Annotated in this window: 14 protein-coding genes; 5 read left to right on the top strand and 9 right to left on the bottom strand. The window is 46.2% G+C overall.

Annotated features, from left to right (window positions below):
* Positions 1-19: 19 nt before the first annotated feature.
* From GN278_09115 to GN278_09105, 3 genes are all read left to right on the top strand, one after another.
* Positions 20-1,990 (top strand): heme lyase CcmF/NrfE family subunit, encoded by a 1,971-nt coding sequence (locus tag GN278_09115; protein XAT62613.1) that lies wholly within the window; start codon positions 20-22, stop codon positions 1,988-1,990.
* Complete coding sequence (locus tag GN278_09110) at positions 1,987-2,448, top strand: cytochrome C biogenesis protein CcdA (protein ID XAT60877.1); 462 nt, start codon at positions 1,987-1,989, stop codon at positions 2,446-2,448. Before GN278_09115 ends, GN278_09110 begins: the two co-directional genes overlap by 4 nt.
* Positions 2,449-2,540: 92 nt before the next feature.
* The gene (locus GN278_09105; GenBank protein XAT60876.1) at positions 2,541-3,317 is read left to right on the top strand and encodes a 2-(1,2-epoxy-1,2-dihydrophenyl)acetyl-CoA isomerase; all 777 of its coding nucleotides are present in this window, start codon (positions 2,541-2,543) and stop codon (positions 3,315-3,317) included.
* An 82-nt stretch (positions 3,318-3,399) separates the two neighbouring features.
* Here the strand turns inward: GN278_09105 and gltA are convergent, their stop codons facing one another.
* Both gltA and GN278_09095 read right to left on the bottom strand, forming a co-directional pair.
* A complete protein-coding gene (gene gltA / locus GN278_09100) occupies positions 3,400-4,695 on the bottom strand; it encodes a citrate (Si)-synthase (GenBank protein XAT60875.1) in 1,296 nt (431 codons plus the stop codon).
* A gap of 96 nt (positions 4,696-4,791) precedes the next feature.
* A complete protein-coding gene (locus tag GN278_09095; GenBank protein XAT60874.1) occupies positions 4,792-6,204 on the bottom strand; it encodes a glutamate--tRNA ligase in 1,413 nt (470 codons plus the stop codon).
* A gap of 76 nt (positions 6,205-6,280) precedes the next feature.
* On the opposite strand from GN278_09095, the gene GN278_09090 reads away from it, so the two are divergent.
* Entirely contained in the window at positions 6,281-8,317 is a 2,037-nt protein-coding gene (locus GN278_09090) for a DUF4131 domain-containing protein (protein ID XAT60873.1), read from the top strand.
* A gap of 9 nt (positions 8,318-8,326) precedes the next feature.
* Here GN278_09090 and lexA read toward each other — a convergent pair whose 3' ends face one another.
* From lexA to GN278_09060, 6 genes are all read right to left on the bottom strand, one after another.
* Positions 8,327-9,022, bottom strand: a complete 696-nt coding sequence (gene lexA / locus GN278_09085) for a transcriptional repressor LexA (protein ID XAT60872.1) — start codon at positions 9,020-9,022, stop codon at positions 8,327-8,329.
* A gap of 78 nt (positions 9,023-9,100) precedes the next feature.
* A complete protein-coding gene (locus GN278_09080; GenBank protein XAT60871.1) occupies positions 9,101-10,273 on the bottom strand; it encodes a molybdopterin molybdenumtransferase MoeA in 1,173 nt (390 codons plus the stop codon).
* Complete coding sequence (gene moaC, locus GN278_09075; GenBank protein XAT60870.1) at positions 10,270-10,746, bottom strand: cyclic pyranopterin monophosphate synthase MoaC; 477 nt, start codon at positions 10,744-10,746, stop codon at positions 10,270-10,272. The genes GN278_09080 and moaC overlap by 4 nt, the downstream gene beginning before the upstream one ends.
* The gene (trpC, locus tag GN278_09070) at positions 10,746-11,555 is read right to left on the bottom strand and encodes an indole-3-glycerol phosphate synthase TrpC (GenBank protein XAT60869.1); all 810 of its coding nucleotides are present in this window, start codon (positions 11,553-11,555) and stop codon (positions 10,746-10,748) included. The genes moaC and trpC overlap by 1 nt, the downstream gene beginning before the upstream one ends.
* Complete coding sequence (gene trpD / locus GN278_09065; protein ID XAT60868.1) at positions 11,552-12,574, bottom strand: anthranilate phosphoribosyltransferase; 1,023 nt, start codon at positions 12,572-12,574, stop codon at positions 11,552-11,554. The genes trpC and trpD overlap by 4 nt, the downstream gene beginning before the upstream one ends.
* Positions 12,571-13,152 (bottom strand): aminodeoxychorismate/anthranilate synthase component II, encoded by a 582-nt coding sequence (locus tag GN278_09060; GenBank protein ID XAT62612.1) that lies wholly within the window; start codon positions 13,150-13,152, stop codon positions 12,571-12,573. The genes trpD and GN278_09060 overlap by 4 nt, the downstream gene beginning before the upstream one ends.
* Before the next feature lie 569 nt (positions 13,153-13,721).
* Between GN278_09060 and GN278_09055 the strand changes: the two genes are divergently transcribed.
* Complete coding sequence (locus GN278_09055) at positions 13,722-15,401, top strand: hypothetical protein (GenBank protein XAT60867.1); 1,680 nt, start codon at positions 13,722-13,724, stop codon at positions 15,399-15,401.
* Positions 15,402-15,403: 2 nt separating this feature from the next.
* Here GN278_09055 and GN278_09050 read toward each other — a convergent pair whose 3' ends face one another.
* Positions 15,404-16,918 carry an anthranilate synthase component I gene (locus GN278_09050; protein XAT60866.1) on the bottom strand — a complete coding sequence of 505 codons (1,515 nt, stop codon included), beginning with the start codon at positions 16,916-16,918 and terminating at the stop codon, positions 15,404-15,406.
* Positions 16,919-16,924 lie beyond the last annotated feature (6 nt).

Genomic DNA, 16,924 nt, shown 5'->3' with positions numbered 1-16,924 from the left:
TGGAGATTATATTCCCACCATGGTGACCGAAGTTGGACATTTTGCGTTGATAACTGCTCTGATTGTGGCCTGCATTCAGGCCATTGTGCCTTTGGTTGGTTTACATCTGCGGCGCCCAGAACTCATTGCTGTCGCTTCGCCAGCCGCCACTGCACAATTTTTCCTACTGAGCGGGTCTTTTGCGGCCTTAACTTATGCGTTTATCACATCAGACTTCACACTTCAGATTGTTGTTTCCAACTCACATTCTCTAAAGCCAATGCTGTATAAAATAAGTGGGGTTTGGGGCAATCATGAAGGTTCCATGCTGCTTTGGGTCGCTATTTTAGCTTTTTACGGCGCCTGTATCGGCTGGTTTGGTCAAAATCTTACGCCTTCGCTGCTTGCGCGGGTGATCGCAGTCCAAGGCACTATCGGGGTTGCCTTTATTAGTTTTTTGGTTTTCACCTCTAACCCGTTTTTAAGAATGCCTATTCCACCTTTTGATGGACAGGATTTAAACCCCTTGCTTCAAGACCCGGGTTTGGCCTTTCATCCCCCAATTTTATACCTTGGCTATGTTGGATTGAGCGTTTCCTTTTCTTTTGCTATTGCGGCACTGCTTGAGGGCCGCGTTGATGCCGCTTGGGCACGCTGGGTAAGGCCGTGGACTTTGGCCGCTTGGATGTTTTTAACCTTAGGCATCGCCCTTGGCAGTTGGTGGGCCTATTATGAGCTGGGTTGGGGCGGTTTTTGGTTTTGGGATCCGGTGGAAAATGCGTCTTTCATGCCTTGGCTTTTAGCCGCGGCCTTACTGCATTCATCGATTGTGGTCGAAAAACGCGAGAGCCTAAAAAGCTGGACAATACTATTGGCTATTTTGGCTTTCGGTTTCGCATTAGTTGGTACATTTATTGTGCGCTCAGGGATTTTGACCTCGGTTCACGCCTTCGCCAATGATCCAGAGCGGGGCCTTTATATATTATTGATTTTAATCGTTTTCATCGGCGGCGCTCTTGTTCTATTTGCTTTGCGCGCGGCGGTTATGGAAGCGCAAGGGGTGTTTGCGGTGGTTAGTCGTGAGACCGCACTGATTGCCAATAATATTTTATTAGCGGTATCTGCTTTTGTCATCTTTGTTGGAACAATTTGGCCGCTGATTGCAGAGCTGCTGTTTGATAGAAAGCTTACTGTGGGCGCGCCGTATTTTAATCTGGTTTTCACCCCTTTGATGATGGCTTTGGCTCTCATCCTGCCAATTGGTGCAATGCTTGCGTGGAAGCGTGCAGAATTCAAACGACCATTTAAAAAATTGCGCTATGTTTTAACTGTATCTTTACTGCTGGCAGCTGTTGTTTGGTCTTGGCAAACAGATAAAAGTTTACAGGCTCCAATAGGACTTTTTTTGGGGTTTTGGGTTATTTCAGGTGCACTTGTAGAGTTGGCTGGACATTCTGGACGGCGGATAAACCTATCACGTATTTTACGGCGACCAAAAGCAGACTGGGGAAAGTTTTTTGCACACAGTGGCTTTGGTATAATGGTTTTTGCGGTTGCAGGACTATCAGCTTGGCAAAAAGAAGATATCCGTGCCGTTGGCGTTGGCGATAGCTGGTCCTTTGGTGCTTATGAATTAACATTGAAAAATGTTGAACGCCGCTCTGGTCCCAATTATCACACAACGGTAGGGTCTGTTGTTATCCGCAAGAACGAACGGTTTGTTGCATTATTGTATCCCGAAAAGCGTTTTTATCCCGTGGCGCAAATGCCAACAACCGAAGCTGCTATCCATTATAGGCTCTTCAGCGATATTTATATTGCTTTAGGGGATCAACAAGAGGATCAAACTTGGGTCGTGCGCTCATATATAAAACCGCTTTCAAATTGGATTTGGGGCGGTGCTGTTTTGATGGCGTTAGGTGCATTATTTAGCTTGTTTGACCGGCGTTTTCGGGTGGCCGCTGGCCAAAGACGCGAACGCGCGCCCACTCGAGAAAGCCGCACACTATGATCAAGCCGGTTTTTTTTGTTTTAATGTTGGCGATTGCCATCCCGGGGTGGGCAGTAGAGCCAGATGAAATTCTATCTGATGCAATGCTTGAAAACCGGGCGCGAGATTTATCCCAAAATTTGCGATGCTTGGTGTGCCAAAACGAAAGCATTGACGAAAGCAACGCGTCTCTTGCGCGAGATCTACGTCTTTTGGTGCGTGAACGGCTGATGAAAGGTGAAACTGACCAAGAGGTTCTTGTTTTCATAGTGGATCGTTATGGTGAATTCGTTTTGCTGCGCCCTCAAGCAAATGGTGTTAACCTTATCTTATGGGCCTTAACTCCAATCGCTTTGCTGCTTTCCTTAATTTTCAGCGGAGCCTATATCATCACTAGAAACCGCAACGTAAAGAGTGTAGTTTCCACGCCCCTAAGCAATGAAGAAAAGGATAAATTGGATCAGATTTTAAGACGTTGACGTGAGGTTTTAGTTGTTTTTTGCCATTAGGATATTGTTTTATTTTGGCAGTTAAATAAATCATGACGAGAAATAAATAGAGAAGGTTGATAATGGAATACCAAACTCTAATAGTAGATTTGAAAGATAATATCGGCTGCATCCGACTTAATCGGCCGGATGTTATGAATGCTTTGAACACTCAAATGCGCGCAGAGATCGCCGATGCAGTTACACGGATTGCGTCACAAGTTCGTGTTGTCGTGCTCACTGGAACAGGTCGGGCTTTTTGTTCTGGTCAAGATCTGGGCGACCGCTCGAATGCAGCTCAGGTGGATATGGAGCGTACCTTGCGGGATGAGTACGAACCGATGTTGCGGGCGATAACAGATTGCCCCGTACCCACCATAACAGCGCTAAACGGTGCGGCAGCGGGGGCAGGGGCAAACCTTGCTTTGGCAGCAGATGTCGTCATCGCGTCGAAGTCTTCGTATTTAATGCAAGCTTTCACGAGAATAGGACTAATCCCAGACGCGGGTGGAACCTATATCATGCCTCGGGCCATGGGAATGGCAAAGGCAATGGGCGCTGCACTCTTCGCCGAAAAAATCACAGCCGAACAGGCAGAAAAATGGGGTCTGATCTGGGAGGTGGTTGAGGATGACGCATTTGACGCTCACTGGATGGCGCGAGCCGCTCATCTAGCATCAGGACCCACATTTGCCTATGGCCATTTGAAGCAAGCGCTGCGTGCATCAACGGAAAATAACTTAGATGAGCAGTTGGCTCTTGAAGCAAAGCTACAGAATATGTGCGGTCAAAGCCGGGACTTCAAAGAAGGTGTGCTGGCCTTTACAGAAAAGCGAGAGGCCAAATTTGAAGGTCGGTAACTGAGGTTTTCAAACATTATCATCGAATAAAAAATGGCGCAAAACTATGTGTTTGCGCCATTTTTAATTTTAAAAAGATATTTTATCGTTTTTCAATATCCACATAGTCTCTTTGGGTTGCGCCCAAATAAAGCTGCCGCGGACGACCGATTTTCATTTGCGGATCTGCAATCATTTCTTTCCATTGGGAAATCCATCCAACGGTCCGGCTGACTGCAAAAATCGGTGTGAACATGGAAGTGGGGAAACCCATAGCTTCAAGAATGATACCTGAATAGAAATCTACATTCGGAAACAACTTCTTTTCGATGAAATATGCATCATTCAGAGCCACTTTTTCCAGTTCCTTCGCAACCTGCAAAAGAGGATTGTTCTCGACGCCTAATAATTCTAAAACTTCGTCTGCAGATTGTTTTAAAACTGTTGCCCGTGGGTCAGTGTTTTTGTAAACACGGTGGCCAAACCCCATAAGCCGGAAAGGATCATCTTTATCCTTTGCCTTTTCAATATACTCTGGAATTCTGTCTACAGAACCAATTTCTTTGAGCATTTCAAGACAGGCTTGATTTGCGCCCCCATGCGATGGTCCCCACAAGCAGGCTATACCAGCAGCTATACAAGCAAATGGATTTGCACCCGAACTGGACGCAAGCCGCACTGTTGAGGTCGAGGCATTTTGTTCATGGTCAGCATGCAATGTGAAAATTCGATCCATCGCTCTGCTCAGGATAGGATTAACTTCATAATCCTCGGCCGGTACAGCAAAACACATACGTAGAAAATTAGACGCATAGTCGATGTCATTTCTTGGATAAATAAATGGCTGCCCAATGGTATACTTGTAAGCCATTGCAGCAATCGTAGGCATTTTTGCAATCATCCGGATTGAGGCAACCTCGCGTTGCCATGCATCAGATACGTCAGTGCTGTCATGATAAAACGCGGACATAGCGCCGACAACGCCGTTCATAATAGCCATGGGATGCGCATCGCGGCGAAAGCCCCGGAACAAATACATCATTTGCTCATGTATCATTGTATGATTGGTTACGCGGCTTTCAAAATCTTCCAGTTCAGTGGGCGAAGGCAGATCACCATAAAGTAGAAGAAAGCAAACTTCTAAAAAATGCGACTTTGCCGCTAGTTGGTCGATAGGATAACCCCGATGCAGCAACTCGCCTTTGGTGCCATCAATATAGGTGATTGTACTGTCGCAGCTTGCTGTTGAAGTAAACCCTGGGTCATAAGTGAAAAGACCAGTTTGAGCATAAAGCTTGCGAATATCGATTACATCAGGTCCCGCCGACGGGGAATACATGGGCAATTCATGTTCTTGCCCATTCACTGTTAGCGTTGCCGTTCTGCTTTCGTTATCCATAGTCGTCCCCTTCTTCTTTACTTGCGCTCAGCTATAGCGAGATATTCATTCCATCCTCGCCCAAGACCGCTTTCATCTTTAAACAACATGGCCACCTCAAGATGCTCCACGCTTTTGCATGTCACTTAGACGCGCTATTGTTTCATCGCGTCCCAAAATCAACATCATATCAAACACGCTTGGCGTTACTGCTTGCCCCGCCAAAGCAGCCCGTAATGGGCCCGCCAACTTTCCAAAATTGACGCCATGCGCTTCTGCGACCTGACTGGTCAAAGCTTCCAACGCAGTTCGCGACCAGCTAACATTTTGCAACTGCGGCGTCAATGTTATCAACATGTCTTGAGACGCATTAGTTGTATTCTTTTCCATATTTCTATCTAGTTTAATTGGGCGATTACGCAAGATAAAAGCAGCTTTTTCAATAAGTTCAGGGAATGTCTTAGCACGCTCTTTGAGACAATATAACGCAGTACAAAGGCGGCTTTCCACTATCTGTTGTAGACCGACATCATCGGTTAGAGTAAGGAAGTTGAGCACTTCTTGCAGCAACGCGGCATCATCAGAGGCAGCAATATGCTGACCGGATAAATTTTGTAGTTTTTTGTGATCAAACCTCGCTGGTGACTTACCGATCCCCGGCAAATCGAACCAATTTTGAGCGTCTTGGTCTGTAAAATACTCGTCATTGCCATGGCTCCAACCCAGACGTGCAAGATAGTTCCGCATGGCAGCAGCAGGATAGCCCATAAAAGCATAGTCTAGCACCGAGGTTGCTCCGTGACGTTTGGACAGCTTCTTTCCATCTTCGCCAAAAATCAGCGGTATGTGGGCATAAATCGGAAGAGGCCAGTCCATTGCCTCATAAATCATCATTTGCCGTGCAGCATTATTGAGATGATCATCGCCGCGGATAACATGGGTCACTCCCATATCATAATCATCAACAACAACTGACAACATATAAACCGGGGTGCCGTCAGAACGTAACAGGATCATATCATCAAGTTGATCGTTCTTGATGCTTACATCGCCTTGAACTTGGTCCTGAATAACCGTGTTTCCGCTTTCGGGTGACTTGATACGAAGGACATATGCAGCATCTGGGTGCTGTGCCGGGTCGGTGACATTGCGCCAAGGGCTTTGATATAAAGTGGAGCGGCCTTCAGCTTTTGCCTGCTCGCGAAATTTGGCGATTTCTTCTTGTGTGGCAAAACACTTATAAGCCTTGCCAGATGCAAGCAAGTGCTGGGCTACTTCAATGTGGCGCGGCGCACGTTCAAATTGACTAACCGCTGAACCATCATAATCAAGCCCAAGCCACTTTAGCCCTCCTAAAATCGCTTCGGTTGCCTCAGGCGTTGACCGCGTGCGATCGGTATCTTCTATTCTCAGCAGAAATTTACCACCACGTCCCCGGGCATAAAGCCAGTTGAACAGGGCGGTTCTAGCAGTTCCAATATGCATGTACCCCGTGGGCGAAGGAGCGATCCGGGTAACGACTTGGGCCATGGTTAAATTAACCTTTCAGAAAGGAGGCAAAGTTAATGTTGGCCCTATCTAACGACACCATCAGGTAAGAACAAGCATGGGCAGAATTAACTCTGCGTTAGAACATGAAATTCTTAACCAACGTGCACATTGGTTTAACTGGAGCCCGGTCTTTTTAGCTTTCGGTGTAGGCGCGTACTTTGAACTGCCTAATGAGCCAAATTTTTCACAATATATATGGATCAGTACCTTTGCTCTATGCGTTATGGGAGTTTTCATTTTTTCATCAATTGCTTTCCGTGTAGTATTTGGCGCTATTTTGATTGTTTGCCTCGGTTTTTTTGCTGCAGCCTTTCGTGCAAACCAAGTATCCGCCCCTGTTTTGAAATACCGTTATTACGGACCGATTGAGGGTCGGATCATTGCCATTGATAAATCCAGTTCTGACGCTTTACGAATAACGCTTGATGAAGTGAAGATGGGGAAAATTTCTTCTGGGCGTACGCCGCATCGTATTCGCCTTTCGCTTCTTTCCACATCAGCCAACCAGAATTTTAATCCTGGATCGATCATTCAGGCGACAGGTTTCATGATGCCGCCGCAAAGCCCAGTTGAGCCAGACGGCTTTGATTTTCGTCGGCATGCCTGGTTTTTAAAACTTGGTGCAGTTGGGTATACGCGCAAGCCCGTTATTCTATTGCAGCCAGCAGGCAAAACAATGGATTTAGCATTATTCAAATACCGGATGAAATTTTCCAAAAGATTACAAAAGAATTTACCAGAAAGGACTTCAGGATTTGCAGCGGCAATTATGACCGGTGACAGATCAGGTATCAAACAAGAGCATGTTATTGCCCTTCGTAGATCAAACTTGGCTCATCTATTGGCAATTTCCGGCTTGCACATGGGATTATTGGTCGGCGTTATATTTGCGGCTTTGCGTTGGGTTTTAATATCGTTACCCATTTTTATTCTACGCTCAAAAGCAAAAAAAATTGCCGCACTCGGGGCATTAATATTTGCTTTTATTTACTTAGGTTTGTCGGGCTTCAATATTGCTACTCAGCGCGCATTTCTCATGGTTTCACTCATGCTTTGCGCGATATTATTTGATCGGCGCGCTTTAAGTTTACGCGCTGTTGCTTTGGCTGCATGGTTGATTTTAATCTACCGCCCCGAGTCTTTGCTTTCGGCAGGCTTTCAAATGTCTTTCGCGGCCACATTTGCGTTGGTTATTAGCTTTCGATGGATAAACAATCGCCGGCAGGGGCATCCCAAAAAATGGTTTTCCCCCATACTAACAGTTATTTTAACCTCACTCATCGCAGGTTTAGCCACAGCCCCTATTGCAGCAGCTCATTTTAATCAAATTGTTCATTATGGATTGATTGCAAACATACTAAGCGTTCCAGTTATGGGGGCGTTGGTTGCACCAGGTGCAATTTTATCTGTTTCATTAATGCCCTTTGGTGCAGAAATAATTGGACTTTGGATTGTCGATTTTGGCTTGGCGTGGATTTTAAAAGTCGCCACGTTTTTTGCCAACCAAAAAAATGCGGTATCAGGCATTGTCATGCCTAAAACGTGGATACTCGCACTCGGTATGGTAGCCATCTTACAATTTTCGCTCTGGCAAAGCCGTCTGCGTATGTTGGGAGTTATCGGAATTTTTGCCGCAGGCATGTCCTGGTATCAAACGCAAAGGCCAGATATTCTAATTGCCGACAGAGGCGCATTAGTGGGTGTAATGACATCAGAGGGCAGGGCCATCAGCAAGCCCAAAGGCGCTGGTTTTGTTGCTCGAATTTGGCTTGAAAATGATGGTGAAAAAACAAACCAAAGCGGTGCGCATGTTCGCTGGAAAAATCAAAGGCCACCATTTATTTTCCACCATTGGTCGAAACGACTTGCGCCGAAAATAGTTCACTGCAAATCAAACGAAATTCATATTTCAATTGTCCCTCAAAATATCATAGGGAATTGCGTAATTTACAATCAGGAAGACTTAGAAGAAACCGGATCCTTAGCGATCTGGCGCGACGCAAGCGGAAAGATTGAAAAAATAAACGTGACACTGGATAAACGTAAAACACGTGTATGGTCTCCACCGAGGTGGAGACGATTTAATCGCTAGGGCCTTTAATCAATAAGTGCGGATTAATCCAACAAGTCGTCCTTGGACCTTGACCTTTTCCTGTGGCAGAATTCGCGTTTCATACGCAGGGTTAGCCGCCTCAAGCGCGATGGCTTCACCGCGGTGGAAAAACCGCTTTAGGGTTGCTTCTTGGTCTTCTACAAGCGCCACCACGATATCGCCATTAATTGCAGTCTTAGTTTCGCGAATAACAACCACATCGCCATCGTTTATCCCGGCATCAATCATCGAGTCGCCTTTAACTTCTAAAGCATAATGATCGCCCCCACCTCGGAGCATTTGCCCGGGAACGGCAACATTGTGGGATACTTGGGAAATTGCTTCAATCGGAACGCCCGCGGCTATGCGGCCCATAACAGGCAATTCTAAAGCATGAATTGCCTCTACTGGTGTGGCCTTGGTGGGCCGTTCATCGGGTTTGCCGCCTGATATCACTTGAGGCTGGAAGCCTGTAGCCTCGCCTCCGAGTGTTTCTGGTAGCTTAACAACCTCTATCGCGCGGGCTCGATGGGCGAGCCGCCTTATAAAGCCGCGTTCTTCCAATGCAGTAATCAAACGGTGGATGCCGGATTTTGAACGCAAATCCAAGGCTTCCTTCATTTCGTCAAAAGAGGGTGGTACACCGTCTTTTTGCAGTCTTGTATTGATAAAGCTCAATAAATCCAGTTGTTTTCGGGTCAGCATAGGGTGCCTCCTGCCTAGATATTTTTCCTTTGTTCTATAAGTGTTCTTGGTTTGTGTCAACCCTTGGGCTGAATTCTATCAAATAGCTATGTATTCAATAATAGATCCAGTGGCGGCAAAAAGCGCATATGGTGGCCTAATTGCCAAAGCATTTGACCGCGACAAAACAGTTAAAAGAGCACTGTCCTGACGTTTTTCAACGTGCAAACCATCAGAGCGTAAACTTGCGCGCATATAGTGCTCTCTGGGGCCGTTTGCAGCAAGATCATGGGCCAGTTTAGCTGTAAATCTCTGTCTTTGAAAAGGTTCCAGACCCAGCATGGACTGCACCATAGGGATCAAAAATATATGACCGCATACCATGGCTGATACAGGGTTTCCCGGCAAACCAATCATTGCAACGTTGCCCAAACGCCCCGCCATGAGCGGTTTTCCTGGACGCATGGCAACTTTATAGAAATTTTGCTCAAACCCTATCTCAGTCGCTGCTTTTGCAACCAGATCATGATCACCTACCGAGGCACCTCCTATTGTCACAATGAGGTCAGCACCTTCAGCAAGATGCAAAGCCGTTTGCAGAGACGGCATGTTATCTTTTGCGATCGGCAATATCCTTGGCACTGCCCCGTGTGCGCGAAGCAAAGCGGCTAGGCCAAAGGTGTTTGATGCAATTATTTGATCCTCACTCGGATTTTGTCCCGGCATGACCAGTTCATCACCATTTGAAATCAAAGCAATCACAGGTTTTTTGTGTACGGATATCTGCGGCGCATTCATAGCTGCCAAAAGAGCGATATCCGATGGGGTTAAGAGCTTTGGCGGTTGAACCTTATCCTCTGACATAAAGTCAGCCCCAGAAACGCGAATATGATCAGCCGTATCTTCAGCGCTATGAATGATAATTTTATCGCCACTACGCTTTACATTTTCTTGAATGATAACACGGTTTGCATTTTTGGGAATCGGCGCCCCAGTAAAAATACGTACAGCTTGTCCGGCATGAACAGAACCATTAAATCTATGTCCTGCAGCAGATTCTCCAATAATTTTAAACTCCAAACCAGTGGAGATTACTTGTTCTGAAATAGCGTAGCCATCCATAGCAGATGCCGAAAAGGGCGGTTGATCGCGATGAGCAGCGACAGATTTTGCCAATACTCGACCGCAGGCCCGATCTAAGGGAACAGTTTCAATGTCAGTTGGCACCACCAGTTCAAAAAGATGCTCAAGGGCTGCTTCAACCGAAATCATGACGCTTCAAAACGACCCGATTTGCCACCATCTTTAAATTTGAGCCGAATAGCCCCAATTTCCATTGTTTTATCCACGGCTTTCATCATGTCATACACCGTTAAACCTGCAATACTTACGGCTGTTAGAGCTTCCATTTCCACGCCGGTTTGTCCACTTGACTTCACTTTTGCTTGAATTTGAACCCCGGGCAGATCGGGATCCAAGGATAAATCTACAGAAATTTTACTCAAGAACAGTGGGTGGCATAGTGGAATTAAATCCGGCGTTTTTTTTGCGCCCATGATCCCGGCCAAGCGTGCAACACCTATAACGTCCCCTTTTTTCGCGCCCCCTTTAGAAATAATTTCATATGCTTGTGGCTGCATCTTAATGCATCCAACTGCAATCGCTACACGTTCGGAATAGTCCTTTTTCGAAACATCAACCATATGTGCGTTTCCATCCTTGTCAAAATGCGACAAACCGGACATTACGCTTTCTCCATCACTGGGTTGGATAGCAGCTTTTTCGTTGCCAAAGTCACATCCTTTTGCCGCATAAGGCTTTCGCCGATTAAAAACGTACGCGCACCAAAGAATGTCATATCTGCAAGGTCATCGGAAGTGTTTAGCCCCGATTCAGATACCAATAAACGATCTTTGGGAATGATCTGGGAAAGTGTACGGGTAACCTCCAAAGATGTTTCAAAAGTTTTTAGATTACGGTTGTTTATGCCTATCATCGGAGACTTCAAATCAAGCGCCCGGTCTAATTCTTGCCTGTCATGGACTTCGATCAAGGCATCCATTCCCCAGGCATTTGCCGCGCTTTCCAGTTCCAGAGCCTGACTATCAGAAACCGACGCCATGATTATCAAAATACAGTCTGCCCCTAAAGCTCTTGCTTCGGCCACTTGATAAGTGTCGTACATAAAGTCTTTGCGAAGCGCTGGAAGGGATGTTGCATTGCGCGCCAAAGGTAGAAATTCTTTTGCACCTTGGAAGCTGGGGGTATCCGTTAAGACCGATAAACATGTTGCGCCTCCGGCCTGATAGGCTTTTGCCAAAGTGGCCGGATCAAAATCATGGCGAATAAGGCCCTTTGAAGGCGAGGCTTTTTTGATCTCGGCAATCAGGCCGTATCCCGTTTTCGTGGCAGCCCTGAGGCTCGCATAAAACCCTCTGGGCGGCGATGCGGCTTTGGCTTCATCTTCTACTAGAGATAATGGTTTGGCTTGCTTGTCCGCTTTTACTTCTTCAAGTTTATAGGCCTTGATACGGTCGAGAACTGTTTGGGTCATTGTGCCTCCGAAGTCAAACGCGCAAGCATTTCTATTTTTCGCTTCGCCGCTTTGCTATCGATACTTTCGCGCGCCAGCTCTACGGCTTGCTTCTTGTCTGTGGTAATGCCCGCAACTAGCAAAGCTGCTGCAGAGTTGAGCAAAACGGCATCTCGATACGCGGAAATTTCGCCGTCAAGTAGTGCTTTAAACGCCTTTGCATTTTCCGCAGGGCTGCCCCCAAGAATGTCCTCAAAGTCATGCTCTGGAAGCCCAAATTCTTCTGGGTGGGTCTCAAAGTCGTCAACTGTTCCATTTTCGTTAAGTTGTGACACCCAGCTGATCCCTGAAATCGCCAGCTCGTCAGTGCCGTCACTGCCATGCACCAACCAAGCTTTTTTTGAACCCAATTGTCCTAGCGTAAGGGCCATTGGTCGAATTAAATCGCGAGAATAGGCGCCAGTGAGTTGAAATTTCACCCCGGCGGGATTGGTAAGAGGCCCTAAAATATTAAAGATAGTGCGCGCACCAAGCTCGGCCCGAACCGGACCGACATGAGCCATTGCTGGGTGATGCATCGGGGCCATCATAAAACATATGCCAACATTTCTAAGCGCTTCTTCGACCTTTGGCGCTTGGATCATCACGTTTACGCCCATAGCGCCAAGGGCATCTGCCGCGCCCGATTTGGAAGATAAGTTTCGATTTCCGTGTTTTGCAACAATCACGCCAGCGCCTGCTACGACGAAAGCGGTGGCGGTGGAAATATTCAGCGTTCCTTTGCCATCCCCACCTGTGCCAACAATATCCATTGCGCCATCTGGGGCGACAACCTTTTTACATTTTTCACGCATAACAGAGGCGGCCGCAGCAAATTCATCCACGGTTTCCCCGCGGGTGCGAAGCGCCATTAAAAATCCGCCAATTTGGGCTGGGGTTGCAGCGCCCTCAAATAGAATACCAAAGGCAGTTTGCGCTTGCGATAAACTCAGCGGTTGATCGGCGGCCGCGGAAATAAGAGGTTTAAGTTGGTCACTCATGCCGTCACCTTAAGTAAATTTGTAAAATTCCTTAGTAATGCATGACCATGTTCCGCCGCAATCGATTCAGGGTGGAATTGGACGCCCTCAATGGGTAGGTTTTTATGCTTAAGTCCCATTATTGTACCGTCTTCTAACTCAGCTGATATTTCAAGGCAATCTGGCAGTGTCGTGCGATTAACAACGAGTGAATGATACCGTGTTGCTTTAAAAGGAGAGGGAAGGTTTTCGAAAACACCTATGTTGTTGTGATGAATCGTTCCCAGTTTACCGTGGACAATCTCATGGCATCTTATGATGTCACCCCCAAAAGCCTGACCAATTGTTTGGTGCCCTAGACAAACACCAAACAGAGGGATTTTATTTTCAGCGGCAGCAGAGGTTAAAGAGAGGCAAATGCCAGCTTGATCCGGATCGCATGGACCGGGAGATAGAATAATACCCTTAGGCTTTAACTCTAATGCCTTATGAACATCTATGGCATCATTGCGTCGAACCGTGACCTCTTGACCGATTTCGCCCAAATAATGAACCAAATTATAGGTAAAGCTGTCATAGTTATCGATAAGCAGCAGCATCATCTTTCTTTCGTTTTAGTTTCATTCAGGGCTAGCCCCAAGCTCTTTGGTCGCGTAATACATGTTCAGGCTTCGCCGCTAGCGTCAAGAGGTGGCTGGGCATTAGACGCCTAAAACAAAAATAAAAGAGCGCACTATTGAAAAAAGGGTATGGTGTGGGACGCGGATTTACAGGTGGATTACTATGGGGACTATTGGCAGCCGTTTTATGCCTTTTTTGTTTTGTCGCCTACCAAAGTCTAAAACCTGAAGAGTCACCCGAGGCCATAACTCTCGAAGTTCCAGCAGGATCAGAATTCAATCATTCCCGAGACGATAAGGCGGCGAAAAGCCCCACAAAAATCTCGACAGCCAATAGGGCACAAGTTTTCAAATCAGAACTTTTAGAACCAAATCTCGGCTCGGGTATTGATAAAGCAATTGGATCATCAGTTAAGGCCCCGACCGCAGAGTCAAATACTCTTTCAAGCCTTTCAAGCACTTCATCAATCGGCTCAGAAATATCCGTTCAAAGGTCTTTGTCACTGGGCGAAAAGCCAGCCTTTGCATTGCGCAGCCTGCAGAGACCTTTGGCGCCACGCGCTGAAAGCACGGTTTCAATTAATTCTGAGACGCCTAAACCACTTCCAAAACAAGAAATAATCCTACAGCAAAAAGTTCAAACAAAACTACCGACCCCAGACTTAAAAGTTTCCATTGATCCAAAGGGGCCAAACCTTACAGCTGCAAACCTAAGCAGCATAGACGAAAGCCCTGCCAAATTGGGCGAAGAAAATACTCTTATTGATCTTCCAAAAGACCAAACCACCGAGGCATCACAGTTCACTGAATTGGATGTTCAAGTAAGCCCACAACTGCCAGATACAGATTTTTCAGTGATGATAAACACTACTGGTTCTAGTACGCTGCCTCAAACCGTAGCGCGCAATATAGTTTCTGAAGCGAACCGTGATGAGATAAAAACGATAGACTTTAGCAACTTAAAAAGCGCCGACCAACACACTGGATTTGCAAACCCAACCCTTCCTATATCCCCAAAGCTTCCAAATATAGTTCAAACGCAAACTCAAGACACTTTGGGTCCCAAGATGCAACAATCTGAACTTATCTCCAGCAGATCTTCAGAAGGGTCTTTGTCATACACCAATATTGATAAGGCAATGATTTCTCCTGCATTGCAAAACCAGGCGCCAAATTCATTTGTGCCAAATGATCCTCAACCATTGGATTATGGCCCAGAAGTTCAAAACACAGATATTGAGCCGAGCAAACTTGAAAAGGATATTACTACAACTGGTTTTGGCAAGGCTCAAAGCAATATTAAAACTCCCTTAGACAATAACGTTTCTATCGCCAGTAAGAAAACAGAGAACCGCCTAGATAATGCTCAAACTCCAACAATTAACACCTTAGGAGTTGCAGTTACTTTAGTTCCTTCGCAACCACTTTCTGCCACTGAAACTTTACAAGAACCTCAAAGTTTTACGTTAGAGCCTAGCCCTTCTGTACCCGTTTCAAATTTAGAACAGCCAAGTTTTTCTACGATAACATCAGGCTCGGAGGAGACCCGGCCAATAGCTGTTTATGCAATGTCAAAGGTGCCAACAGAAGACAAGCCAGTGCTTGCGATTGTTCTTGTTGTTGATGGTAAAAACCAAATTGATATTCAGGCTCTGAAAGAAGTTCCTTTTCCGATTAGTTTGGCAGTTCCTATCAGCAGTTTTGAAGGCGACAAACTTATGAACTTCTACAGGTCAAATGGGTTTGAAGTCGCAGCGATATTCGATTACCCAAATGCTATTTCGGCCGAAGAAATTAATCAAATCTTAACGACGGGAATCGAACGACTAAACAAAGCTGTTGCAATCATCGAGGGTTCGCCTGGAATTTTGCAGAAAACCCGCACAACAAGCGCGCAAACAGCCAAAATTCTTCAACAAACCGGGCATGGGCTATTAGTTTACGACAAAGGCCTAAACACGATCGTTCGAGAGGCAAAAAAGCTCGGTGTACCAGTTGGTACAATTTACCGAGATTTTGATAAGCTAAAGGGTGGTTCTCGGACAATACGGCGATTTCTAGATGGTGCGGCATTTAGAGCAAGCCAGAAGGGCGAAAACAGCGCGATTGTAATAACGGCTAGCCTAAGCCCTGAAACCCTTGGAGCCCTTCTTTTGTGGAGCATGCAAAGCCGTTCACAAACCGTGACCATGACCCCATTGTCACAGGCTTTAACGCTTGAAAATTAAAATTACGAATTTCCACCAGGTTTTTCGGCGAACATACCCGCATTTGCAGCAGCACGCTTTATTGCATTCGATTTGTGCACTGTTTCCATATATTCGGCTTCAGGATCACTATCGTAAACCACACCGCCGCCAGCCTGAATATATAGTTTCTGCTCGCATAGAATTGCCGTCCGAAGGGCGATACACATATCCATGTCGCCGCCTGCGCTAAAATAACCAACGCCGCCACCGTAAATACCGCGTTTTTCCGGTTCAAGCTCGTCGATTATTTCCATTGCACGCACTTTTGGTGCTCCAGAAACTGTACCAGCAGGCATTCCGGCGAAAAAGGCCGACAATGCATCTTGGTCATCATGTAATTCACCAACAACATTTGAAACGATATGCATAACATGGCTGTAACGCTCGATTATAAACTCTTCTGTTGGGCGCACTGTTCCAACTTTTGCAACCCGTCCCACGTCATTCCGACCCAAATCTAATAGCATCAAATGTTCGGCTAGCTCTTTTTTATCGGCCAAAAGATCACGTTCATTTTGATTGTCTTCTTCTGGCGTAGAACCGCGGGGCCTTGTGCCTGCAATTGGGCGAATTGTAACCTGATTACCAAACACTCTTACAAGAATTTCGGGACTCGCTCCAATCACCTGAAAATCCCCAAAATTAAAATAAAACATAAACGGGGACGGGTTGGTTTGTCTAAGCGAACGATAAAGAGAAAATGGGGGCAGGGTGAAATCTTGAGTCCATCGTTGCGCTGGAACAACCTGAAAAATATCACCAGCTTTTATGTAGCTTTTAGCTTTTTGTACCGCTTCTATATAGTCCTGTTTAGAAAAATTTGATGTTAATGAGGCCGCCTCATCAGGCGCGCCCAATCGGCGCGGATCTGGAACTGGCCGTTCGAGATCGCGAACCGCATCCATAATGCGTTCGGCCGCTTGCGCATAGGCAGCTTTTGGCGAAACAGAAGAGCTGTGCCAAACTGGCGCCACCAAAATCACTTCACCTTTAACTCCATCAAGTACGGCAATGACCGTCGGTCTAAGAAAGACTGAATCCGGCAACCCGATTGGATCTGGATTGATATTTGGCAAGTACTCAACAAGACGTATCATGTCATAACCAAGGTATCCAAAAAGACCAGCCGAAGACTGCGGTAGATCATCTGGTAAATCGATATGGCTTTCGCTGAGCAAATCTCGAAGCGCAGTTAGTGGCGGTTTTGATTGTAAAACATAACCATCCTGATCGAACCGCGCATCACGATTTAAATAACTCTTATCGCCTTCACACTTCCAAATTAGGTCAGGCTTCATACCGACAATGGAATATCTGCCACGAACCTCACCACCGGTGACCGACTCAAGAACAAAAGAGTCTTTTTGGGTCCCGGTCAGCTTCATCATTAAAGATACAGGCGTATCAAGGTCGGCAGCCAAGCGCGTATAAATAACTTGATTTTTCCCAGCATTATAGCGCGCAGTAAAATCATCAAACTCAGGAACGATAGGCATGCTTTT

The organism is Rhodobacteraceae bacterium Araon29 (genome assembly GCA_039640505.1).
GTDB lineage: Bacteria > Pseudomonadota > Alphaproteobacteria > Rhodobacterales > Rhodobacteraceae > CABZJG01.
Note: the sequence above shows the minus strand (reverse complement) of the source record. Positions and strands in the feature narration are given on the sequence as shown.